We start from the raw sequence: 22,537 nt of genomic DNA, 5'->3' as shown, positions 1-22,537 counted from the left end.
AAAAATAGTTGCAGTTGAGTAAGTGAGTTGCAAAGGAGTTAAGGGGTTACTGGAGTGGCAAATGAGTAACTCTGACTAGCAACTAAGTTTGCAACATCTCTTTTGAGATCTGCAACAAAACTCCTTGCAACGATCTTTTGATCTCTACCCCTTTGTAACCAGCACAACACGCAACGAGAACTCAATCTATTTGAACAAGGAGAACGATATGAGAGAAATAGCAGTTAGAGGTTTTATTAATGAGAAATTCAACGCTACCTTTGGCAAGGGTCTATTTAGGCGGGCTGTCTTTAATGGATCAGTGGAATTACATAACCCAAATCAGAAATATCTAGTGGATTACTTTTCTTACCTAGAGTGGGAAGCTCAAGCAAAATCGGATAAGCAAATTGAAGCAACGAGTCAATTAACAAATTCAGGCATTGCTCAAGAAGACGAGATGCTCTTTTCATGGCTAATACATTACGACCCATTAACTAAGTCAAAAGAGCGGGCAGATGGCTACAGCGTGTATTCCCCAAATACGCGAGAGCTATTCATCAAAATCGACGATCCTACAAATCAAACCCAAGATGAGTGGACTTTGAACGTGCATGGCTGTAAAGCGACAGGTGCAAATAAGCCTGTATTCATCGCTACAAATGTGGACTTAACGTAAAGCATCGGCTCTAGCTACAAAAACCCCTCAAAAACCGCCCATACACAACGATTTTTGCATTTATAGCGTCTAATTGCTGGACGCCTATCAAACTGCGTACAAGCTGGATTTGAGGGGTTATTTACAGTCTGTCGTCTAAATCCCACGAATCTCATGGGAGCCACGGTTTTAAAGACTAAATACATGCTTAAAAAAGCACCAAAGAAAAGTACGCTTTTCTTTAAGTCATTGATTTTAGGAAGGTCTTTTTGACCTAGATTTCGGTCGACCTTTTTGATAAAAGAAAACACACTTAAGCATGCTTTCTATTTAACAAGGACACTCAAAAATGGCTCAAGCAAAAACATTCACCACAGCAGAACTTGATCAAGTATTGCGTTATGTCTCAACGAAAAAATACGCGCAGCGGGATCGCGCAATCATTCTCACCAGCTAACAGTCTTTGCCAATGGTTCTTTTGGGTTTACCGCGCAGCGGGAATTTCAGGCGCTAGCAGCCACTCAGGAAGAAGATCATTTCTAACTTCACTAGCCAACAAGGGTATTGGCGTACGAATATTAGCTAGCTTGGCAGGGCATAGATCAATCGCGGTAACCATGAAATATCTCGATGCCAACGATGACATGAAGAGAAACGCCGTGGAGCTTATTTAGGATTATTGGCTTTTTTCTGCACCCGCGCCAATTCTTTATCCTCCCACTTAACAGTTTTTTGATATTGAATATTAAGAGTGGGCCAATCAAATGGTGCTATATCTAGTGCATCACTACAGGGGAATCTTCCTCTGGCAGCGTTTTCTGAAATCAGTTGGTACTTTTGCAAAGAGCGATACGTAATTTCCCCCATCAGGATGCGATCACCCGCCTCAATCGCATCTTTAGTTTGGCGCTTAGCCCTGTGATTGAGAGCAGGTGAATAACTATCACTCAATTTGGCGCTTACTCCCAAGCGCCAATTTTCCATATCAGGAAAAGCTGCTTTAAACATTAATAAGCCAAAGCCTTTAATCAGCGCATTGGCATTAAATCGTTGACCCTGCAAGTTTAACTTGGGCTTAATTTCCTTAGGGTTAGGTTGTTGTAAATGCTTATATTGCAATAGATAACGTTTAATTTGATTGAGGCTTTGCGTCTGATTGCCATCCAAAGGAATGGACAGCACCAAAGAATTCCCCATAGATTTTCTTTTACTCTCATCATCTAAAAACCGACCAAAGTCTTCTTGATATTGCTTTTTGGTTCTTTTGCCGTCCTCAATTACAGAAATCACTTGGGCCACGGGCTTTTCATAGGGAACCCCAAATACCTCGTAACCATTACGCTCCCACCAATACCGAAATACTGTGTTGTGCACATCCCCCAAAAGATCATAGGTCTTAAGCACCCGATCAAAATCTTTTGGCAAAGATTTTTTCTCTTGCTTGCTTAATCCTATTGTTCTAGCTTTACGCGCCAATAGGTATGAAGGACTAAAGCGCAAATACTGAAACCAAAGGAAATGGGCGTAGTGCTCCTGTACGTGCCACCCCGCTTTAGCAGTATCGCCTGTACTAATGCCCCAGTATTGATCAATTGTCATAAATGTCTACAAATAATATTGATTAACACTATTGTAGATATCTAGATATTCTCACTCTGGTCAATGAGGCACCTAACCAGGCACTTTCGCCACAACCGCCAAGTTGACTTATTAAGGAGAATTACCGTGACTACAATTGAACAAAACTTAGCCCCTGAACTACTACTACTAGAAAAAGTAAGGGCATCACTTCTAGTAACCGATAAGGTCAACATTACCACTACTAATGCTGCTGCCCAGAAAGCCTCAACCGAAGAAATCAATGTTGATTCTTTTTTTGGCGCCACTACCAAAGAACAAGCTTCAGAATTTAAACCTGAAGATGTGTATAAAAAAGATCAAGAGGTCATGCTTGCCCTCAAAGAGTGTGATGCTTTGACTGATCAGGCCGCTAAATTCCAAGAAGAATTTATCGTTCGCGGAAATCAAGCACTTTATAAGCTACTTTCAGATATCTACTCCTTTGCACTAAAGGTGCGTTTATCTGAATATCATCACCATATTATTGTGGCGATGAAATCAGCCTTAAAAGATCGTGACATTAAGGTGCAAGAAAACACTTCCGAAACGATGATCATTGTTAAGTACATCGTGGGTTGTGATCGTAAGCGTGCGTCCAATTACGCCCGTATTCTAGAGGTCGCTACCAAAGAAAACCTTGCGGCAAAAGATTTGGTGGATTACATCAGTCGTCGTGGTGGCATCGGTCAAATTTATACTACTGAACAAGAAAGCGCTGCCAAACAATTGGGTGAGAAATCTCAAGAAAAGTGACTTAATGTTTTCCGCGAAATGTTGGTATGCAAGGAGTGGGATAGCACGATTAATTTTGCTTTTGATAGGCAACCGCACTTGCACTCAGATGAGGAAGATTACAAGCGCTCTGACTTTACCTTCTTTATGGCGCGCTACGATCGCTCAAAAGGCACTTACAGAATTTTGCATGCTCACAACTATGGTGAAAAATTTGAGAACCAAATCATCCGCTTTATGACTAAAGGCGTTAAGGCTAACCTAGAGACGCTAGAAGCAAGCTTACGCGCCTATTGTCAAAAACTGATCGATACCCAAAAGGTTCCTGAAGTGATTACCAATATCTGGCGTAAAGGTCGCTTGCAATTACCCGCAAATCAGCAAGCTAAGCCTATTGATGTCGCCTAGAGCCAATGGATTGAGGTGCCCCTTAGGGGCATCCCATCATTTATAGACATTTATCAAAAGGATCTTTGTATGAAAAACTTTGCCGTATATCGTGTATCTGCCTCATTAATTGGGGAGAAAATTTATTCCAAAATCTTTCACATTGATGAATCAAACTATGCCAATCAAAATGAAATTGATGACGCCATCTTCAATCTGGCGTCTGAGTCATGGAGCAATCAAAATGATTGCTGGGAACTCGAATGTGCTCACAACATTGATAGTGTGGATTTTTATGAAATCGTCAAAGCATAATTACGCCAACTTCGCGGCTGCCATCATTGGGGTGAGTTTTGAGTAATGACGCTCAATCATTAATGTAGAAGTACCCATTTGCCTAACGAGGGTGTGTATATCAACACCTTCAGCTAGTGCAAATGTGGCATAGGTATGACGAAGACTATACAAACTACGATTACGCCCCGCTACATCTTTAAGCAAATTACAGTCTCTTAATAATCGCTCAAAAGTGCCATTTAAGCTATAGGGCTGGCTGCCATCTTCAATAACAAAGATCTTGCGGTTATATCCCAACTCTAACAAGCCTGCTAAATCCTCAAACGGCAAACCTTGAAAAGCAATCAATCGGTTAAGAGTTTCAATCACAGCATGCTTGGCTATTAAGTACCTGGGCCCTGTTTTGCCAGATACCCAGATCTTGAGGTATTTTTGGCTTCCGATGTAATGCCACTGCAAATGCTTCCAACGTACCGGCATAGTCTCTGTGCCGGTACGCACTCCAGTAAAGAGCAAGAATTCCACATAAGAGCGGCACAACTGTCGTATAGACCTTGTTCTACCCCAATGTCCTGTTTGTTCCCAATTAGGCATAAAGGCTAATAATTGAGCGATCTCCATTTCACTAAAAGCTGGCCGAGCTTCCCCTGGAGCACCCTGAATATCTAGCAAGGGAATAGCGAGATCTTTTGGGATTAATGCTTGATTGCGAGCCCTCTCAACAATGCGGTTATAGGCGGCGCTATGGGTTCGCTTAGTGCTAGCCATGGGATGCGCCCCATTTGACTATCTCGCCAAGATTCAAACTCTTGGACTAACTGTGGGGTTATTTGAGTTAACTGATAGATACCAAAGAATGGAATCAAATACTTATTAATTACGAAGGTGTAATCGCGATAAACGGATTTACCCCTTCCTTCTGCCGCAGCCCTTGAGAGTTCCGCCAATTCTTCTTCAGCCAACTGCTTAAATGACTTCGATTTGAGACTTAATTCCTGACTAATCTTAGCCATGGTCTGCTCGTAAAGTGCTATAGAGGCATGCTTAGCCTCTTCAAGATCTGCCTGTCCCGTGCTCATAGAATGCCATTGATCATTAGGCAGCTTAAAGCGGCATTGCCATTGATTGCTACCCGATCGCTTAAAGAGACTTACTAAACCTTGGTGGAGGTGAATTACATCAGCAGATTGGGATGTACTAGATTTGAAGAAAAGCTGGCTAAGATTTTGCAATTCAAGTGTCGTGTTTCGGGACACTTGTAGCTTAACTTGAGATTAGGATTTGGGCAACCACTATGTTTGTCGGGTTAACCGACAAACTAAGATAAATTGAAAATTAAGCCATTATTACGGCTTTATGTAGGCAAAATTATTTTTTGTCTGTAATTGTGCAACACGTACCACTCCAGAGGGCGTAAACTCAGCGTCTAATACAAACTGATCTTTTTTAAGATTGCGATTTTTTAATGTAATTTCGCAAATTTCAAAATTAACGCCTCGGGACTTTAATGTTGAAACTAAAGAGGCATAGTCAATATTAGGATTTTTCTTATCCTTTGCCCCATCCATCAGAAAGTCAACACCATTAGCATGAGTCACAACGATAATCTTCGTGTCGGGGGCCACATCTAAGTGATTACGAATATTACGCAAACCTTTTGTAGCTTGAGTATCGGCATTATCAATGTGATAGACCACAGAATCTGCAGCATATGCAGTGACGGATAGGATACTCATGACGAGGGCAAGTAAAGTAAGGCGTAAGGCTTTCATAATTATTCCTTTTGAAATTAAAAATATGTTGTTAAGTTAATCAGCCAATCAGGTGAAGCTTTTACCAAATAGGCCTCAATTGCTTTATCAAGCCCTAGCAAAATGAGTGCGCCCATCAGGATTAAAAATCCTCCCATGAGCAATTTTCCAAACTTTGCCACATTTCCCAGTGTGCCGCGCGATCTCAAGAATCCTTGATGTGATACAAGGCCCAAAGCAGCTAGCGGTAATCCTGCTCCCAGTCCAAAGGTTGCCATTACCAAAGTAACCATTGCCAAGTCTTTTCCTTGGCTTGCCAATGTAACGGCTGCCCCAAGAGTAGGCCCTACACAGGGGGCCCAAACAATACCAAGCAAAAGCCCTAAAACAAATTGACCCCAAGCGCCCTTGATATGAACATGGCTGAGTAGCGAGTTTCCGGAGCTGCTGATCGACGATGTTGCAACGGCAAACTTTTCCTGCAGCACGGGGGATACCAAAACTAGGCCAATAAATAACATCAGTACGGCTGCGAACCCTCGAAAATGCTCAGCATTGATTCTCAAGGAGCCACCCAGGCTAGCCAAGAGTGTTCCAGGCAATGTGAAGGAAGCTGTCAGCCCTATAGCAAGAGCAAACGGTCCATATCGATGCTCATTCAATGCCGAGCCAATCACAATCGGCAAGATTGGAATGACGTATGGAGAAAGGGTCGACAGAATTCCGGCGCCAAAGGCAAAAATAATCGACCCGATACCCAACTCCATTAGAGAGATTTTTTAGCTAATGCATCAATGGAAGCCGCCTTTGTATCACCAACTGAGCGGCCAACTTCTTTGCCTCCCTTAAAGACAATAATCGTACTTTGATTGGCTACGTTAAATTTCTTGAGTGCATCCTTTTGATCATCAAAGTTCACCTGCAAGAAAGTAACACCCTTAAATTCCGGGGACTTCATTAAAGGATTCAGGATTGCGTCCTGTGATTTGCAAGTCGGACACCAATCGGCATGCACATGAACAATTACAGGCTTGCCAGCAGCTTGTAGAGCATCAAAATTGGCCTGGGTAAATGCTTGGCCTGCTGCAAATACCGATACCGCTTGAAATAAGACGAATGCGAATATCGCTTTGATTAGATGTTTCATATCGATTTCCTTATGTTTAAGCTGTTAGATCTCTAGCGGCACCACTGGAAAATCAATTTCCGTTTGAGCCGCATGGTTTGTGTAATTGGTAAGGGTGTTGTGTACCAAGTTGGCAATAATTTCAACAATCAAACCATCATCAAGACCTGCAGCCTTGGCTTGTGCAATATCTTCAGCAGTTAAAAATCCACGCTTAGTTACGAGCTTTGATGCCACTTCTGCTATCGCATTCTCCACAGGATCTGATGCTTTACCCGCACGAGCATCTGCAATCTCTTCAGGAGATAGGCCAGCGCCCTTACCTATCATCGTATGTGCTGATAAACAGTAATGGCATTGATTAAGCTGACCAATAGTTAAGGCAATGATTTCACGTTGACGAGGTGTTAGCCTTCCAGCACTTAATGCCTGGGAGGATGTCAGATACAAATTGAGTGCTGCCGGTGAATTTGCAAGTGTTCCAACTACATTGAGAACCATACCAATCTTTGCTTTTACTGCGCTCAATTTTTGAGCGGACTCTGCATCTGCTTGTTCAATCGTTAATGGGTGAATCTGGGGCATGCTTTTCTCCATTTTTTCTAGTTTAAAAATTACAAAGTGGTATTAATACTTTTAAATCCAAATACTTCGATGCTGCGATCTTCCAAGACATTTATATTGGGATTTTGGTCAACCATGACATCTAGTTTTTGATCTCTTTCTTCTAATAGATCGGCGATAGTCCCATGTAGATGTAATTGCATTAAGGCTACTAGCCATTCATGACAAATTGGATTCATCAAATCTCCGCGACCTTCATCAGACTGATTAATCATCCAATCTTCAAATAGAGCAACAGTTCCCTCGGCTGTCTGCCAATAATCGCCAACTATCCATTGATTTACCGTAAACCAGCCCAAAGGCTCTCCTTCTGGGCTCAACTCAAGCGCGGCCAAATGCGTTGGAATCGTGTCACCATCTGCGAGATTGAGCTCAGGCGGGCTCCATCGTCTAAAAAAATGAATATGCAATGAATCTTCTGCATATTCTGAGGAGTGACGGTGTAAAAAATACTGGCACCCACTTTGGCTATCAATCACATCGTCCGCAGGAAAATGCAAGACCTCGTCTTTAGGAATTCTTTTATCCTTAAGTTTGGCCTCTTTCGTTAACTCATCAATGAGCTTGATGCCTGAATTTCTTAAAGCGTTATCCGCTTTAAGAAAATTCTCTCTCAGTAATCGACTATCTAATTGACGCATTGCTCTAGTCTTAATCCCTATCTTTTAGCAAACTTCTTTTGCTCTTCAGTCATGAATGCTACTAGATTAGCCAAATCTGGGGACTTCCAATCAAAGGGTTTTGCCGCCATGGGTCCGGCCATACACATCTGAATAGCTTCATCCAAATGGATCGAATTTAAGCCATAGGTTCCAGCGGCCATCTCCACCTTATGTGGAAAAGGCATGGCAAACGATTTTTGATAACTTCCACCACCGGTATGACAAGTTGCACAAGCCATACCATTACTGGATAGTTTGGTGTTTTTAAATACCAGCTCACCAGCAGCAACAGTTGTTGGAGTGATTGGGTAGTTTGGCTTATATCCTGCCGGTCTTTGAATTAGCTTGGCATTTGCCTTGGCGCCACATTTTGATGAGCACGCAGCGCACTTGGCACGACATTTTGGCGCACAGCCGACCGCCAGGGCTGGGGCAAGTCCAGCCGCTAGGGCCGAACTTACCGCCATTTTTGCTAATAGCGATAAGTTTTTCATCCTGACTCCTTATTTTTTAGGGGCGCATTTTGCAGCACATTTTGGGGCGCACTTAGGGGCACATTTTGATTTTGCAGCGCATTTTGAGGCGGTAGCTGCTGGCGCACACTTTGCCTTGCACTTAGGAGAGCAAGCAGCTGCAATCGCTGAAAAGTTAGACATAGCCAATGCAGAAGTAACGGCCATTGCGGATAAGATTGAACGATTTTTCATTTTTAAAGCTCCTTAATTAAGTAAATTGAACTGCGTGGACAAATAAACTTCCACTTACTACCTACTGCTTATTACACACACAAACTTTTATCCGTATCCATCAAGTATTCGCGAACCAATTCTCGTGCTCGGTGCAATCGACTCTTAACTGCGCCCGTTGGCTCCTCTAATCTTTGCGCGATTTCTGAGATGGTTAATTCTTCGAAATCCCTTAGCAGCAAAACCTCTAAGTAGTGAGCTGGCAAACTTTCCAAGGCGGCAGCCAGATCTATACGCAAATCATCTGTTGAACGACTTGCCAACTGTTCATTGACCGCATCCTCTTCTAATGCCTCATGTCTAAACATCGCTCTAGAGAGCCTATGGCACTCACGCTTGATGACTGTAAATAACCAGGAACTAAATGCCGCAACTGCTTTGAGGTTCTGAACTCGTTTAGACACAATGGGAAGGGATTCTTGAACGGCATCATCAATGTCGCTGATATGGCAATGCTTGCGGGCATAACGACGCACATCTGCCTGACAAACCACCAAAAGACTATTAATAGCCTTTGCATCCCCGGTTTGGGCTGCAAAGATCAGATGATTACGATCAAGGTTGACGCTCATTACTGATTCGCCTTCTTGAGTTTTCTGCCGACCATGGCGCACATTGGGCAATAGCCCATGAGTCCGCTCATAGCCATAATCGCGCCTATCACCCTGACAGCTACGGCAATGCTAGATTGCCCCCAGTTTTGATATGCAAAATAAAAGACAAAGATACTTAGTAGAACTCTGATAACCCGCTCCCAGGTGGGAACATTTTTGACGTAGAACATATCGATCTCCTTGGTTGATTGATATTGAATTGCTTCTTACTTACTAGGAGGGGTCAAAACATCAAATGGGTTCGCGAGATTGAAAATATTTTTCAATTGGCGCACAAATAAACTTGAAAGGATTGGCATGAGGGGCTTTTGGGAGGTGTCACTAAGCGGCCCCTTTGTAAGGGAAAACCCTAGATATAAGCACTCTTCTGCACATGACTCCATGGATAACGCCCCCGAAAGATTGATAACTATCTCTCGTTAGTCGGTTAAGAAACCAAAACCTTACAAAGAATCTTTAAATAGCTGCTCGGGCAGTAATTTGCATGCCTGATGAATGGTCTTCATTTGTTTTTGAAGGTTTCGACAACCTTTGCATGCTGTCAAGTGAATAGCAAGGCCAATGTTTTGCGTCGCCGAAAGTCGCTTTTCGACTTGCATGCTCATTAATTCAGTTGATCTTTGACATGACAGCATATTGACCCCTAATGATTCGCACCTAAGCCACGCTTTTCAAGGCATACCCTCAACTGCATTCTGGCGCGGTGCATGATGACCCAGTAATTGGACGGAGTAATACCCAATTCCTTACAAATTTCTTTTGATGGCATCTCTAGAAATTCGGCCATTGAAAAAATCCTAGCAAGCTTATCTGGCAAAGCAGTCATACAAAGCTCAAAGATCTCCCAAAATCGCTTTTGTTCTAAAACCTTGTGCGGGTTACCCCAGTTAGAAGGTCGATCCTCCTCGTTCCAGTGTCCCCGATTATTGAACAGCCCAGAAAAATCCTCTTCCTCAAAATCATTGGAGGAAAAGGATATCTTTCTCGATTCGACACGAAGATGATCAATGATTTTATTTTTCAATATGGCAATTAGCCAGGTTTTTAGTTCGGACTCACCTCGAAACGTTTGTCCATTCAAAATCGCAGCTAGGCAAGTCTCTTGAACTACCTCGTTTGCAATTGACTCATCGCGTAGCTGCAATAAGGCAAACTTCCTAAGATACGGAATTAAACTAGGCAGTACTGATTCAACGTTCATCTCCCAATATTAATCGCAATAGACCTCTTGATAAATTTACCGCTGAGATCACAATTAATTGACTATATTACTTTTGCATCTATATAAAGAGTTTTAATGTATTTGCTAAGGGGCATATAAGCGACTAAAAAAGATGTTTTCTGTTTGGAGTACATGATGAAACTGCTTTTTACCGTTCTTAGCACTTTGCTGCTGACCTTGAATGCTTATGCTAACCAGCCTTTGCTCACCCCGGATGAATTAAATGCCAAATTGGGTGGCAATAATTTACGTATCTTAGATATTCGCGACCCCAAATCTTATGCAGAAAAACATATTTCCGGATCGCTAAATGCGCCCTATGGCAAATGGCGTGGCCCCAAGGAAAATCCAGGAGAATTACCCCCACTCAACAAGCTCACTGAGCTAGTTCAAAATTTAGGCTTGAGCCCAAAAAACCAAATTGTGGTTGTATCGAGCGGTGCCGATCAAACTGATTTTGGAGCAGCGGCAAGGGTTTATTGGACCTTAAAAGTTCTGGGTCTTGAAAATCTATCGATCCTCAATGGTGGCATTAAATCCTGGGCTGTCGCAAAGCTGCCTTTAGACAATCAGCCTGTTAGTGTTGCAAAAAGCGATTACGTCCCTTCCATCAACCAATCTCTTATTACCACCAAAGAAGAGCTTGCTAAAAAGTCAGCAGATGGATCAGCTCGACTAATCGACGCCCGCCCGAAGGCGTTTTATGAAGGTGAAACCCGCCATCAAGCAGCTAAAGTACCTGGAACCCTGAAAGGCGCTACTAACCTTGAGCACTCAAAGTGGTTTGATGAAAAAACCCCTACCTTTATCAGTAGCATCAAGGCCAAACAGGTAGCAACTGATTCTCAGCTGGACTCCGATCAAGAGGTAGTGTCTTTTTGCAATACTGGACATTGGGCAGCAACTAACTGGTTTGCCATGTCAGAGGTCTTAGGCAAAAAGAATGTATCGATGTATAACGGCTCTATGGTGGATTTCACTAAGGATGCCCAATTGTCATCCATGGACAACGTACCAAGCCGAGGCAAGCAGTTGTGGATTGATTTCAAGTTATGGATCGAAAGAACATTTAGTTAAATGAAACGCCTCCCGCTCACGGTAGCCCTACTTGCCTTCTTTACCTTCCTACTATGGAGTGTGTCAGTACGACAAAGCATTCTGTATTTGATTGGTATCAGCATGGGGGCAACATTGGCCGGGGCTCGATTTGGATTTACGACGGGGTGGCGTCAACTTGCGGATTCAAGAGATCCAAAAGGTTCGATTGGTCAAATCGTGTTGCTTCTGGTTGCGCTTACCCTGTCTATTCCATTGTTGGCTAATTTTCCAGAGCTCAGTGCTGCATTAGGACCACCCAGCATTAGCCTGCTAATTGGCGCATTTATTTTCGGTATGAGTATGCAAATTGCCGATGGATGCGGTTCGGGTAGTCTTTACAAAGCAGGCATGGGTATTCCGCTCAATGTTGGCATTTTGCCTTTGTTCGCAATAGGTAGCTTTCTAGGATCAGTACAGCTAGATCAATGGCTTGCCTTGGGTCAACTAGATCCCGTTAACTTAGTCACTGTTTTAGGCGCTACACAGACAGTCATCCTCAGTTGGGTTTTGCTGCTTGCTACTGGCTTTGGAATTTGGTGGTGGTGCAATAAGCCTGCCGTCATTTTTGAAAAACGCTGGGTTATTGGCGGAATTCTTTTAGCTATTTTGGCGACACTCAACCTTATTGTGGCCGGACAGCCCTGGGGAGTGGTTTATGGATTTGGTTTGTGGGCAGCCAAAATCGCCTATAGCATCGGCTTTTTTGATCCAGGCAGTAATCCATTTTGGAGCCAAGCTGGTAATTTAGAAATCCTCTCACAATCTGTGCTGCTTGATGTCACATCCATTACAAACATCGGCATTTTGTCGGGAGCTCTGTGGATTTCATCTTCACGAAATGAATCACATAAACCGCTAACCGGCAAACAGTGGATCATTGGACTAATTGCGGGTTTCGTTATGGGTTATAGCTCTAGACTAGCGTTTGGATGCAATATTGGCGGTATGGTTAGCGGCATCTCTACAGGTAGTCTGCATGGCTGGATTTGGGTCCCTATGGCTTTTGCAGGCACGCTTATTGGAATCAAACTCAGAAAGCGGTTTGGATTCTGATGAAAAAATCATTGTTACTTCAAATTGCATTTTGGCTTGCGCTAATTACATTTCTGCTTTGGGACTGGAGTAGTTCAAAGGCAATCAATCCTTTTTTAGAGCCCTCACCAATTGCACTAGGCTCTGGCCAAAAGTTGCTTGGCGGTCATTGCTCTAATGCTGCAAAATCTCGTTAATTAGCCTTTCGAAGCTACTAAACCCTGGATAAAACAATGCTGTTTTGTTCGGCTTTTTCTTAAGACCTATCATTTCACGTGACCTAGATTAGCTTATGAGACTTATATTGTTTTGTGCTGAATGGTGTGGATCCTGCCGAGAATTTAAAGAGCACTTCAACTCCATAAATGCAGATGGATTATCAAAGGTATGGCTTGATATTGAAGATGAGGCATCACTAATTAATGAGATTAATATAGATAACCTACCAACAATTCTTGCCGTCTCAGATGATGGACATACTTATTTCTTCGGTGAAATTCCACCAAACAAAACGTTTCTCGAGAAAATCCTTCAAGATATTTCTCTTGGTAAACTAGCTCCAAGCACTATCCCTAAGCCCCTCGCAGACCTTGTTGCTACCATAGCAAAAGGGTGTGAAGCTAACAAGGGAAGCGCTTAATAGCTATGGGATTGAGCGTCTCAGGCGACAGGTCCAAAAATTGATGCTGCCTACAGTCATTTAAAAATAGCTCCTACACCCCATAATATGATGAAGATTTTATGCAGGGTTGTGCTACACATTTATTAGCAGGGAGACATTGACATGTATGACTTAGTCGTAATTGGAGCTGGTTCAGGCGGTGTGAGGGCGGCAAGAATTGCCTCACAAAATGGTGCAAAAGTTGCAATCATAGAAGAATATCGCATGGGTGGAACCTGTGTTATTCGTGGCTGCGTTCCTAAAAAACTCATGGTCTATGCCAGTCGATTCCCCATTGAGTTTCAGGAGGCCACTAGATTTGGATGGGCCATGGGCGAAAACAAATTTAACTGGGCATACTTAAAGGAGAAACGAGACAGCGAAGTTGCCCGACTGGAAGATATTTATCGGACCAACCTTGAGAAGGCCGGGGTCGAGATCTTTTACGGTAGCGCAAGACTCTTAAGCACGACTCAGATTGCAATTGATGAGGGTCAGATAATCAGCGCCAAAACTATTCTAATCGCAACTGGTGCGCAACCTGTAAATGATATTAGCATTCAAGGTTACGAGCTTTGCATCGACTCGAATGACTTCTTTTTATTAGAGGAACAGCCTCAGCGAGTCCTTGTACAGGGCGCTGGATACATCGCCTTAGAATTAGCTTGTATCTTTCAGAACCTTGGCTCAAAAGTATCCATTGTTTATCGTGGCCAAAAGATACTGCGGGGGTTCGACGCCGAGCTTCAAACTCATCTCGAAGAAGAGTTGCTGCAATCTGGATTAATACTTCACCCGGAGCGCAAGATTGTTAAGATTCAAAAAGTCAATAATGGGTTACAGGTGCACTTAAATGATAGTACCGTCATTGAGGTGGATGCTGTTCTCAAGGCAATTGGGCGAAAACCTAAAACTCAAGGTCTTGGTCTACAAGCTCTTGGTGTAAAACTTGATCAATCTGGTGCTATAACGGTCGATATGCATTCCCGCACTAGCATTCCAAATATTTTTGCAGTAGGTGACGTAACTAATCGCGTGAACCTTACGCCAATGGCTATCCGTGAAGGTCATGCCTTTGCAGAAACTCAATTTGGTAATAAACAAATAGTTGTCGACCATAGCTTAATACCGACCGCAGTCTTCACCACACCAGAAATCGGCACAGTCGGCCTAACAGAAGAGGCAGCATTAGAATCACATCCAGAGCTCGATGTCTACACTACCAGATTTAGGTCGATGAAAGCCGCCTTGTCTGGGCATAGCAGCAAAATATTTATGAAGCTATTAGTAGACCGTACAAATGACCGCGTACTTGGTTTTCATGCACTTGGCCCCGATACAGGCGAAATGGCTCAACTCATGGGTGTCGCCTTTCAGCTTAAGGTAACTAAAGCATCGCTGGATGCAACGCTTGCAGTACATCCGACAGCGGCAGAAGAATTAGTAACCATGCGAAACCCTACTAGACAATTTAATAAATAGGATCAAGCTTGAATAATGGCATTTGATTTATTTTTGTATATAGCAGATTTAATTGAGAAAAAATATAACAAATACTTTATGCATCATTCTTCGGCTGACGATTACCTACTCTACTTTCCACATCCACCAGCGTCCACGTTATCGCAGTGGCTAGAGGAAAGTAACCGCATTACACGCCATATTCTGGAGAATATTCCAGCGGCAGATCATATAGTTCCGCAGCTTCATATTTTGAATCCCCCTCTCTGGGAATTCGGTCACTTAACTTGGTTTCATGAGTTTTGGGTTCATCGTGGGGGCCAGGTAAGCAATCCCTCATTCATGGTTGACGCTGATCATTTGTTTAATTCTTCAGAAATTGCACATGAAGATCGCTGGTCAACTCCAATGCCCTCGCTAGATAGTCTTCTGGAATACAACCTCAATGTGATAAGCAGCACCCAAGAGTTACTGTGTAAACCAATCGACAATAAAGCTGCCTACTTTATTCAGCCGTCGATTTTTCATCAGGATATGCACAATGAAGCGTTTGCCTATATGTGGCAAACCATGGGTCGCCCCATGCCATTTTTACCCCTCTCTGATAGAAGTTTGTCCAATGAAAATAAGCAAACTTGGATTCATTTTCCAGAATCATCATTAGAGGCTGACTCTCATCAGGGCTCTGGTTTCATTTTTGATAATGAAAAATGGGCCCATACTATTAATGCTCCCTCCTTCGACATATCTAGCAGCCCCGTCACGAATGCCGAATACCTCACCTACTTAGAGTCCGCCAGTAATCTTAGTCAGCTCGAACCAGCAGCGCCTCCCAAGCACTGGAAGAAAGAAGATGGCCTCTGGTTTGAACGATTCTTTGATGAATGGTTGCCCTTGGACCCCTTATCAGCAGTGCGTCATATTAATTATTTCGACGCTCAGCATTATTGCAAAGTAAATGGGCTACGTTTGCCCAATGAGCATGAGCTCACGATATTGATATCTCAAAAAAGCACAGCATGGCAGCCCTCACATTTATGGGAGTGGACCAGCAGTCCTTTTTCACCCTTTCCCGGATTTAGCCCCGATCCCTGCACAGATTATTCCCTGCCTTGGTTTAACGGTAAATATCAGGTTCTAAAAGGGGGTAGCCTCTATACGCCCGATCGATTAAAGAGAGCCGCATTTCGCAACTTTTATCAACCCAATAGAAGTGATCATTTTTGTGGCTTTCGTACGTGTTTACTCTAAATTGAGTAAGCTTCTCCAGTTGGGTGCAGGGCACCCCTTAATATGAACTTGAAATTTTATGACTACTTCCTATAACGGTCGCCTTACCTCTTTATCCCATGGTGGAGATGCGGCTGCAAAATTGCACCAGGCGTATTAAGCGATATCTTAAAAAAATCTCCCATACGCAATTTACCTGCTGCACTTCTGGCTGGCTCTGACAATAATGAAGATGCTGCAGTGTATCAGATTAATGAAAATCAGGCTATCGTTGCAACAACTGATTTTTTTATGCCTATCGTCGATGATCCATTTGAATTTGGTCGTATCGCGGCAACCAATGCAATTTCAGATATCTATGCCATGGGTGCTCAGCCCCTATTTGCACTCGCACTATTAGGCATGCCCATTCAAGCGTTACCACTAGAAGTGATTCAACAAATCACTGCTGGTGGAGAGTCTGTCTGCGATGATGCCGGCATCATGATTGCTGGCGGTCACTCCATTGATACAGTAGAGCCAATTTATGGCTTAGTAGCAATTGGTGTGGTTGATCCAAAAAAACTTAAACGCAACAATGGTGCTCAAGCGGGTGATAGCATCATCCTTAGCAAGCCATTAGGCGTGGGCATTCTTTCTGCAGCACTTAAAAAGGAGCTGCTGTCAGAGGCGGGTTACAAAGAGATGATTGCCCTCACTACCAAGTTCAATAAGCCTGGTGTTGCACTCTCACAGCTTGAAGGCGTTCATGCACTCACGGATGTCACCGGCTTTGGATTAGCAGGCCACTTGCTTGAAATGGCCAGAGGTTCTAATTTAATGGCCCAGATAGATTGGAATGCTATTCCCGTAGTTCAGGAAGCGGTTGAGCATGTTAAGGCAGATATCTTCACGGGTGCCTCTACTCGAAACTGGGCTGGCTACGGTAGCGAAGTTAAGCTAGCTAGCAATTTAGAGCTTTGGCAACAAAACTTATTAACCGATCCACAGACAAGTGGCGGCTTATTAATCGCATGCGCGCCAGAACAAGAGGCAGAAGTGCTTTCTATTCTGAGCTCCGGCGGCTTTAATAATGCAAAGATGATAGGCCACTTTGCTGCTGACTCAGGCCTGTCTGTTTCTTAATTATTCCTTTTTAACCCTAACCAAAAGATCATCATATGAATTTCCTAAAAATTGCTGCACTTAAAAAATTCTCCGTATTAATGCTTGCCTTTGGCATTGTCTGTAGCGCTAGCACCGGAGCCTTAGCTCAAGATGTCTTGCGCATCTCAGCCATTCCTGATGAGTCCCCAACAGAGTTGCAGCGTAAATTTAAACCACTCGGCGACTACCTCTCTAAAGAAACTGGCATGAAAGTGGAATTTACCCCAGTGACTGACTATGCAGCAGTTGTAGAGGCCTTAGCAACCAAGAAAGTTGATATGGCTTGGCTTGGCGGGTTTACTTATGTGCAAACTAAAATTAGAACGAATGGCACAGCTGTTCCTATTATTCAGTACGTTGAAGATGAAAAATTTACAAGCGTCTTTATTATTCCGGCTGATAGCTCTTTAAAAACCCTGGGTGAATTAAAAGGCAAAACAATTGCCTTTGGATCACCATCCTCCACATCAGGTCACTTAATGCCACGATATTTTTTAATGCAAGCCGGCATTAATCCAGACAAAGACTTCAAGAACATTGCATTTTCAGGGGCGCACGATGCAACAGTTGCCTTTGTAGCTAGCGGCAAGGCTGATGTTGGAGCACTCAATGCTTCGGTATGGGCAAAGTTAAATGAAGCTAAAAATCCAAATGCACTCAAGTCAAAGGTGCTCTCCACAACACCGCCCTATTTTGATTACAACTGGACAGTGCGCGGAGATCTAGATCCAGCCCTGGTCAAGAAGATTACCGATGCCTTCTTAAAGCTTGATGCCAGCAATCCGAACTACAAAGAATTAATGGATCTGCAACGTGCAAGCAAGTACGTCACAACCAAATCATCGAATTACGACGATATCGAAAAAGCAGCGCGCTCAGCTGGGCTAATTAAGTAGTCTCGTGGGATTCTCACTACAACAACTGGGCTTTGAGCACAGTAATGGCACGCCCGCACTATGCCAAGTATCTTTGGTGGCAAGTGCTGGCGAGTGCATTGCCATTATTGGGCCCTCTGGCTCTGGCAAGACAACGCTTTTGAATATCTTGGCTACTGCTTTAAAGCCGACGTATGGGAATGCTGAAATACTAGAAGCTAATCCCTGGAATCTGTCCAAAGCATCGCTTAGAAAATTACGATTGACCATTGGTTTAGTCCATCAAGCGCCTCCCATTCCTTTGGGACAACGAGTTATCACTGCCATTCTTGCAGGTCGACTCGGACAGTGGCCTCTTTGGAAGTCAATTTTGTCATTAATTTATCCAGTTGATATTCCTGGTCCGCAATCCTGTCTTGAGCGCTTAGATCTCGCTGACAAACTATTTGATCGGTGTGATTGCCTATCGGGTGGCCAACTACAGCGCGTGGGTGTTGCCAGGGTCATGTATCAAGAACCGCAACTCATCCTGGCTGACGAGCCAGTATCCGCAATGGATCCCGCCCTGTCAGATCTCACTATTAGTGTTCTGATTGCCGAGGCCAAGAAAAGAAATGCCACACTAGTCTCAAGCCTTCACGCGGTAGATATTGTCTTACGCTGGTTTCCACGCATCGTTGGCATTCGGGATGGTCAGGTAATGTTTGATTTACCTGCAAGTCAAGTCAGTGAGACCATACTAAAAGATCTTTATGCATCCGAGCTTGGCGGCCTTCCGACCCAATTAAATAAAGCCACTCTCTAGTGGCGTAAAGGGTCTTTCTTTTTAAATCGCAATGCTGACATCAAGCACTTTTAGAGACCCCGCAGCACCCTATCGGCTTATTGGACTGGTGGTGGCTATTTGCATTCTTTGGTCTATGCTGCAGCTGGCTCAGTTTGAACCCATGCTCTTGATTGATCCCAACAACACTAAAGTTATGGGCGATTTTCTGGTGCAATTTATTCCACCCAATATTCAACTGGAATTTTTATCGCTTGTTTTAAAAGCCACTGTAGAGACCTTAGCTATGGCGACCGCAGGAATAGCCTTGGCAATGATCATTGCTGTTCCACTTGGCCTAATCATTTCTTATAGCTTATCGATTTCCAGAATTGGCCCCACATCTGATCACCAGCTGGCTCAATTTGTGCGATTTATTGCGCGCACTTTAATGTTGGTTCTGCGTGGTATTCCAGAGATTGTGTGGGCACTCTTACTAGTCAGGGTATTTGGCTTAGGTCCCATAGCAGGTGTTTTGGCTATTGCCATCACCTATGGCGGCATGTTGGCAAAAGTCTATTCAGAAATTCTAGAGTCAGGTAACACCCTACCTGCTAGAGCACTCATTCTCTCTGGGAGTGGTCGTGTAGCCTCATTTCTATATGGACTGCTACCAAACTCAGCGCAAGAGCTTGCTTCTTACACCGTCTATCGCTGGGAGTGCGCCGTTAGGGCCTCAGTAGTGATGGGATTTGTGGGTGCAGGTGGCTTAGGTCAGCTGATGGATCAATCCATGAAAATGCTCAATGGTGGAGAAGTTTCCACAATCTTGATCGTATTCTTGGGCTTAGTGTTGCTAGCCGATTACATTAGCCTAGTAATTAGAAAGCAGCTGGTATGAGCGTGCAAATTAGTATTCAACCAGCCCGTCAATTTTATCTGAAGTGCCTTCTCATGCTTTTGATCATTTCTGGCCTAACTATTAGCAGCTTTATTTACCTGTCGCTTAATCCAGCAGATCTCTTTACCTTTCAAGCCATGAAAAATATGGCGGAGTTTATTGGGCGATTTTTCCCGCCGGATCTAAGCGCTGATTTTTTAGAAAAAATTTGGCAAGGTATTCTTCAAACTCTAGCTATCTCAGCTTTGGCAACCCTGATTGCTGCAATCCTCAGTATTCTGATTTCACTTCCCGTGTCAGGTAGATTTGGCCCTATTGCAAAATGGCTATCGCGCTTCTTTTGTAACTTCCTAAGATCTGTGCCAGAGTTAGTTTGGGCAGCATTAATGGTTCTAGCTGTTGGCTTAGGGCCATTTGCAGGAACCTTAGCATTGACACTTCACACCATGGGTGTTTTGGGAAGATTGTTTGGTGAGACTTTAGAAAATAATCCAATAGCCTCAAGCAATGCATTAGTTCTGAGTGGCTCCGGAAGAGTTGCCAGCTTCTTGTATGGCACTCTACCTAGCATCGCGCCTCAATTACTCTCCTACAGCCTATATCGCTGGGAAATGAATATCCGCATGGCAACTATTTTGGGATTTGTGGGTGCTGGTGGCCTAGGACAGATGCTGTATTACGAACTTTCATTACTTCGAGAGGCTCAAGCATCAACCGTAATTATTGCTATGTTGCTATTAGTAGTGCTGGTAGATGCAATCAGCGCTAAACTCCGACGCATTCAGATGCACAATTTAGGCTAGAAATCCTACATACCTCTTACAGACCATCTCTCAAATGAAGCCAACCTTAACCCAGGAATTACTACTTAGCCTGACTGCCGATACACCATCGATATCGCCAAAGTTTTTCTATGATGAGATTGGCTCACATTTATTTGAGGTTATTACGCTTCTAGAGGAATACTATCCAACCCGTACTGAAAAATGGATTATGGATACCTACCAAAGTGAGATTGCTAATGCAGTGGGTTCGTGTGATGCCCTGCTTGATCTTGGGGCCGGTAATTGTATTAAGGCTAGCAAGCTTTTTAATAGCATTAAGCCCAAGCAGTACCATGCGCTTGATATTTCAAAAGAGTTTTTACAAGCAGCTGTAAATGACTTACAGAAGCAGTTTCCACATATTGAAATGTCTGCTCATGCAATTGATTTTAGCCAAACACTTGCATTTCCTAATTTAGAAAATTTACGGAAAATATTTTTCTTCCCAGGATCTTCCATTGGCAACTATGATCCCGAAAATGCAGATGTATTTTTTAGCAATCTCGCCAATCAATGCAATGGAAATGGTGGACTACTGATTGGCGTTGACTTAGTCAAGGATACCCAGACTTTAGACTTGGCTTACAACGATAAATTAGGCGTTACTGCGGCATTTAATCTAAATGCCCTGCTCTATGTAAATAAATTAACTGGTAGCAACTTCAATCTTGCAAACTGGGAACATCATGCCTTTTTCAATACATCCAAATCTCGTATTGAAATGCGCCTGCGTGCCCTAGACGATGTGAAAGTCACCATTCCGGGACTGGACTCGAAAGATCATGTTCTTAGCTTCAAAGCGGGTGATTTAATTCATACAGAAAATAGTTACAAATACACTCAAGATCATTTTGTAGAAAAACTCCGCCGAGCTGGATTCGAAAATATCCACTACTGGACCGATCCCAATAATCATTTTTTAGTCTGCTTCGTAAATGCAAAGAAGATCACTTAAATTACTTGTCTGTCAGCTTGTCGAGTAGCCCCTGAATTGACTTTTTCTCACGCTCTGGGCTGATGAGATTTTTTCGAAGCTCGATGTGTTTTTTTAGTGAAGAGTAAAAATGAGTGTCAGTTTCTGCTCGATATAACAGGGCTGCAAGTGCAGATTCACCTGCAACTGGGTAATAACCAGGGTAGTCATCCCCAAGTAAGCCTCGATTACCTGCTATGTCCGATGCAATTACCGGAATACCCAAGGCTATTGCCTCAGAGACAACATGAGCGCCACCCTCCATACGACTGGAATCACCATTAAATGACTTTGAGAAAGGATCCTCATGGCCTCCTCATGACTTTGCTCGCCCATCCAACGATAGCGCTCAAGCTTATCGTCGTATTCCATGGCGGCTCGCTCCATTTGGACATTCATAGCCTTGCCCAAGTGCAACACATGGATTTGAGAATTTTTAGGTATGAAAGATAGGCTGCGAGCAACACAAAATGGGTCCTTCTCGTCCCCGAGGTGTCCAATCACCACCACCTGAAAGCCTGATCCAGTATTTTCAGCATGAGGGCCTATCTCTACCGATTGATAAATGACCTGAGCCTTGTGTCGAAAGCCAGCTGGAATAGAGTCCAGAGCCGAGGATTGCAAGACTACCAAGGCATCTGCCAAATCCATCGATTGAAGTACCTCATCATGAATTGCCATATCTCGATATAGATCGGTACCCGTCAAAACGAGCACAACCGGCTTATCGGGATACTGCTTCTTGAATTGCAAAATGGATTGATGACTACGATAGGCATGAAGCGCAATGAGTAGGCCAACGCTCCCACCAGACCATGACTCAGTCACATCAGCAACATAACCAAGATCCTTTAGAAATGCCTGCCAGCGTAAAGCCGTCATACGGTTGCCATGAAGGCTGCCCGGCGGTGCTGGAGTAACGATTTCAATGAGCGGCTTGATATTCAATCCTTATGGCAAAGCCTTGTTATTCAGATATCTAATAGTAACGGAGGTTTCATTAATAGTTGAAGGCGTCGATCTATATAAACACGGTTTCTCGCATGGAAGGCAGATGGAAAGGATTAATTCCTAAAATTGCAACCAAAAACTTAACTATGAATCGACTGCTACTGACCGACAAGCGACCATTCAAAGATGTCGGTTAACCCGACA

31 protein-coding genes and 1 pseudogene are annotated in these 22,537 nt (G+C 43.5%); 17 read left to right on the top strand and 15 right to left on the bottom strand.

The features are described 5' to 3' along the window. Positions 1 to 208: 208 nt before the first annotated feature. Together DXE44_RS01855 and DXE44_RS01850 are read left to right on the top strand one after the other, a co-directional pair. Positions 209 to 658, top strand: coding sequence for a hypothetical protein (locus DXE44_RS01855; RefSeq protein WP_114652197.1), 450 nt, complete (start codon positions 209 to 211; stop codon positions 656 to 658). Positions 659 to 1,068: 410 nt separating this feature from the next. Beyond that, complete coding sequence (locus tag DXE44_RS01850) at positions 1,069 to 1,311, top strand: site-specific integrase (protein ID WP_231970654.1); 243 nt, start codon at positions 1,069 to 1,071, stop codon at positions 1,309 to 1,311. Here DXE44_RS01850 and DXE44_RS01845 read toward each other — a convergent pair. Further along, positions 1,304 to 2,236, bottom strand: a complete 933-nt coding sequence (locus DXE44_RS01845) for a hypothetical protein (RefSeq protein ID WP_114652195.1) — start codon at positions 2,234 to 2,236, stop codon at positions 1,304 to 1,306. The two genes, DXE44_RS01850 and DXE44_RS01845, sit on opposite strands and share 8 nt — an antisense overlap. Before the next feature lie 126 nt (positions 2,237 to 2,362). On the opposite strand from DXE44_RS01845, the gene DXE44_RS01840 reads away from it, so the two are divergent. From DXE44_RS01840 to DXE44_RS01830, 3 genes are all read left to right on the top strand, one after another. Continuing rightward, complete coding sequence (locus DXE44_RS01840; RefSeq protein ID WP_114652193.1) at positions 2,363 to 3,010, top strand: hypothetical protein; 648 nt, start codon at positions 2,363 to 2,365, stop codon at positions 3,008 to 3,010. An 18-nt stretch (positions 3,011 to 3,028) separates the two neighbouring features. Further along, the gene (locus DXE44_RS01835) at positions 3,029 to 3,397 is read left to right on the top strand and encodes a hypothetical protein (RefSeq protein WP_114652191.1); all 369 of its coding nucleotides are present in this window, start codon (positions 3,029 to 3,031) and stop codon (positions 3,395 to 3,397) included. 69 nt (positions 3,398 to 3,466) lie between these two features. Continuing rightward, positions 3,467 to 3,691, top strand: a complete 225-nt coding sequence (locus tag DXE44_RS01830; RefSeq protein WP_114652189.1) for a hypothetical protein — start codon at positions 3,467 to 3,469, stop codon at positions 3,689 to 3,691. On the opposite strand, the gene DXE44_RS01825 is transcribed toward DXE44_RS01830, so the two are convergent. From DXE44_RS01825 to DXE44_RS10055, 8 genes are all read right to left on the bottom strand, one after another. Next, positions 3,692 to 4,441: a site-specific integrase gene (locus DXE44_RS01825; protein ID WP_162785852.1), complete on the bottom strand. Its 750-nt coding sequence runs from the start codon at positions 4,439 to 4,441 to the stop codon at positions 3,692 to 3,694. Further along, a complete protein-coding gene (locus DXE44_RS10060; RefSeq protein WP_197712805.1) occupies positions 4,369 to 4,752 on the bottom strand; it encodes a tyrosine-type recombinase/integrase in 384 nt (127 codons plus the stop codon). The genes DXE44_RS01825 and DXE44_RS10060 overlap by 73 nt, the downstream gene beginning before the upstream one ends. Before the next feature lie 267 nt (positions 4,753 to 5,019). After that, on the bottom strand, positions 5,020 to 5,445 hold the full coding sequence (locus DXE44_RS01815; RefSeq protein ID WP_114652185.1) for a DsrE family protein: 426 nt from the start codon (positions 5,443 to 5,445) through the stop codon (positions 5,020 to 5,022). Positions 5,446 to 5,462: 17 nt separating this feature from the next. Next, positions 5,463 to 6,191 carry a cytochrome c biogenesis CcdA family protein gene (locus DXE44_RS01810; protein ID WP_114652183.1) on the bottom strand — a complete coding sequence of 243 codons (729 nt, stop codon included), beginning with the start codon at positions 6,189 to 6,191 and terminating at the stop codon, positions 5,463 to 5,465. Continuing rightward, the gene (locus tag DXE44_RS01805) at positions 6,191 to 6,571 is read right to left on the bottom strand and encodes a thioredoxin family protein (protein WP_114652181.1); all 381 of its coding nucleotides are present in this window, start codon (positions 6,569 to 6,571) and stop codon (positions 6,191 to 6,193) included. Before DXE44_RS01805 ends, DXE44_RS01810 begins: the two co-directional genes overlap by 1 nt. A 24-nt stretch (positions 6,572 to 6,595) precedes the next feature. After that, the gene (locus DXE44_RS01800; RefSeq protein ID WP_114654306.1) at positions 6,596 to 7,135 is read right to left on the bottom strand and encodes a carboxymuconolactone decarboxylase family protein; all 540 of its coding nucleotides are present in this window, start codon (positions 7,133 to 7,135) and stop codon (positions 6,596 to 6,598) included. A gap of 29 nt (positions 7,136 to 7,164) precedes the next feature. Beyond that, the gene (locus DXE44_RS01795; protein WP_114652180.1) at positions 7,165 to 7,815 is read right to left on the bottom strand and encodes a DUF6969 family protein; all 651 of its coding nucleotides are present in this window, start codon (positions 7,813 to 7,815) and stop codon (positions 7,165 to 7,167) included. 17 nt (positions 7,816 to 7,832) lie between these two features. Beyond that, entirely contained in the window at positions 7,833 to 8,111 is a 279-nt protein-coding gene (locus tag DXE44_RS10055; RefSeq protein WP_331851851.1) for a hypothetical protein, read from the bottom strand. A 70-nt stretch (positions 8,112 to 8,181) separates the two neighbouring features. On the opposite strand from DXE44_RS10055, the gene DXE44_RS10050 reads away from it, so the two are divergent. Further along, on the top strand, positions 8,182 to 8,559 hold the full coding sequence (locus DXE44_RS10050; protein WP_162785849.1) for a hypothetical protein: 378 nt from the start codon (positions 8,182 to 8,184) through the stop codon (positions 8,557 to 8,559). Between the two features lie 55 nt (positions 8,560 to 8,614). Here DXE44_RS10050 and DXE44_RS01780 read toward each other — a convergent pair whose 3' ends face one another. The 4 genes from DXE44_RS01780 to DXE44_RS01770 form a co-directional block, all read right to left on the bottom strand. Then, the gene (locus tag DXE44_RS01780) at positions 8,615 to 9,154 is read right to left on the bottom strand and encodes an RNA polymerase sigma factor (protein WP_114652177.1); all 540 of its coding nucleotides are present in this window, start codon (positions 9,152 to 9,154) and stop codon (positions 8,615 to 8,617) included. After that, positions 9,154 to 9,366, bottom strand: coding sequence for a YgaP family membrane protein (locus tag DXE44_RS01775; RefSeq protein WP_114652176.1), 213 nt, complete (start codon positions 9,364 to 9,366; stop codon positions 9,154 to 9,156). Before DXE44_RS01775 ends, DXE44_RS01780 begins: the two co-directional genes overlap by 1 nt. A gap of 273 nt (positions 9,367 to 9,639) precedes the next feature. Beyond that, a complete protein-coding gene (locus DXE44_RS11485) occupies positions 9,640 to 9,831 on the bottom strand; it encodes an anti-sigma factor family protein (RefSeq protein ID WP_462803984.1) in 192 nt (63 codons plus the stop codon). Between the two features lie 8 nt (positions 9,832 to 9,839). After that, the gene (locus DXE44_RS01770; protein ID WP_114652175.1) at positions 9,840 to 10,397 is read right to left on the bottom strand and encodes a sigma-70 family RNA polymerase sigma factor; all 558 of its coding nucleotides are present in this window, start codon (positions 10,395 to 10,397) and stop codon (positions 9,840 to 9,842) included. A gap of 156 nt (positions 10,398 to 10,553) precedes the next feature. Here DXE44_RS01770 and DXE44_RS10140 point away from each other — a divergent pair, with 156 nt between their 5' ends. From DXE44_RS10140 to egtD, 11 genes and pseudogenes are all read left to right on the top strand, one after another. Further along, positions 10,554 to 11,495: a sulfurtransferase gene (locus DXE44_RS10140; RefSeq protein ID WP_231970536.1), complete on the top strand. Its 942-nt coding sequence runs from the start codon at positions 10,554 to 10,556 to the stop codon at positions 11,493 to 11,495. Next, positions 11,496 to 12,569, top strand: a complete 1,074-nt coding sequence (locus tag DXE44_RS10135) for a YeeE/YedE family protein (RefSeq protein ID WP_174221107.1) — start codon at positions 11,496 to 11,498, stop codon at positions 12,567 to 12,569. It begins immediately after the preceding gene. A gap of 271 nt (positions 12,570 to 12,840) precedes the next feature. Continuing rightward, positions 12,841 to 13,188, top strand: coding sequence for a thioredoxin domain-containing protein (locus tag DXE44_RS01760; protein ID WP_114652174.1), 348 nt, complete (start codon positions 12,841 to 12,843; stop codon positions 13,186 to 13,188). A 144-nt stretch (positions 13,189 to 13,332) separates the two neighbouring features. Then, complete coding sequence (gorA, locus tag DXE44_RS01755; RefSeq protein WP_114652173.1) at positions 13,333 to 14,691, top strand: glutathione-disulfide reductase; 1,359 nt, start codon at positions 13,333 to 13,335, stop codon at positions 14,689 to 14,691. A gap of 15 nt (positions 14,692 to 14,706) precedes the next feature. Beyond that, positions 14,707 to 15,921 carry an SUMF1/EgtB/PvdO family nonheme iron enzyme gene (locus DXE44_RS01750; protein ID WP_114652171.1) on the top strand — a complete coding sequence of 405 codons (1,215 nt, stop codon included), beginning with the start codon at positions 14,707 to 14,709 and terminating at the stop codon, positions 15,919 to 15,921. Positions 15,922 to 15,979: 58 nt separating this feature from the next. After that, positions 15,980 to 17,025 (top strand): annotated as a pseudogene (gene selD / locus DXE44_RS01745) (selenide, water dikinase SelD). A gap of 80 nt (positions 17,026 to 17,105) precedes the next feature. Next, on the top strand, positions 17,106 to 17,942 hold the full coding sequence (locus DXE44_RS01740) for a putative selenate ABC transporter substrate-binding protein (RefSeq protein WP_415065507.1): 837 nt from the start codon (positions 17,106 to 17,108) through the stop codon (positions 17,940 to 17,942). 4 nt (positions 17,943 to 17,946) lie between these two features. Further along, the gene (locus tag DXE44_RS01735) at positions 17,947 to 18,726 is read left to right on the top strand and encodes a phosphonate ABC transporter ATP-binding protein (RefSeq protein ID WP_114652167.1); all 780 of its coding nucleotides are present in this window, start codon (positions 17,947 to 17,949) and stop codon (positions 18,724 to 18,726) included. Positions 18,727 to 18,757: 31 nt separating this feature from the next. Continuing rightward, the gene (locus DXE44_RS10130) at positions 18,758 to 19,585 is read left to right on the top strand and encodes a PhnE/PtxC family ABC transporter permease (RefSeq protein ID WP_174221106.1); all 828 of its coding nucleotides are present in this window, start codon (positions 18,758 to 18,760) and stop codon (positions 19,583 to 19,585) included. Continuing rightward, a complete protein-coding gene (gene phnE / locus DXE44_RS10125; RefSeq protein WP_174221105.1) occupies positions 19,582 to 20,388 on the top strand; it encodes a phosphonate ABC transporter, permease protein PhnE in 807 nt (268 codons plus the stop codon). Before DXE44_RS10130 ends, phnE begins: the two co-directional genes overlap by 4 nt. Positions 20,389 to 20,422: 34 nt before the next feature. Continuing rightward, positions 20,423 to 21,364 carry an L-histidine N(alpha)-methyltransferase gene (gene egtD, locus DXE44_RS01725; protein WP_114652165.1) on the top strand — a complete coding sequence of 314 codons (942 nt, stop codon included), beginning with the start codon at positions 20,423 to 20,425 and terminating at the stop codon, positions 21,362 to 21,364. Between the two features lies 1 nt (position 21,365). Here the strand turns inward: egtD and DXE44_RS01720 are convergent, their stop codons facing one another. Then, positions 21,366 to 21,647 (bottom strand): glycosyltransferase, encoded by a 282-nt coding sequence (locus DXE44_RS01720; protein ID WP_114652163.1) that lies wholly within the window; start codon positions 21,645 to 21,647, stop codon positions 21,366 to 21,368. Further along, positions 21,611 to 22,330, bottom strand: coding sequence for a hypothetical protein (locus DXE44_RS01715; RefSeq protein WP_114652161.1), 720 nt, complete (start codon positions 22,328 to 22,330; stop codon positions 21,611 to 21,613). The genes DXE44_RS01720 and DXE44_RS01715 overlap by 37 nt, the downstream gene beginning before the upstream one ends. Positions 22,331 to 22,537 lie beyond the last annotated feature (207 nt).

The sequence above is a fragment of the Polynucleobacter necessarius genome (assembly GCF_900095175.1).
In the GTDB taxonomy this organism is placed as follows: Bacteria; Pseudomonadota; Gammaproteobacteria; order Burkholderiales; family Burkholderiaceae; genus Polynucleobacter; species Polynucleobacter necessarius_I.
The sequence above is the reverse complement of the archived record's forward strand: the minus strand, read 5'-3'. Positions and strand labels throughout refer to the sequence as shown.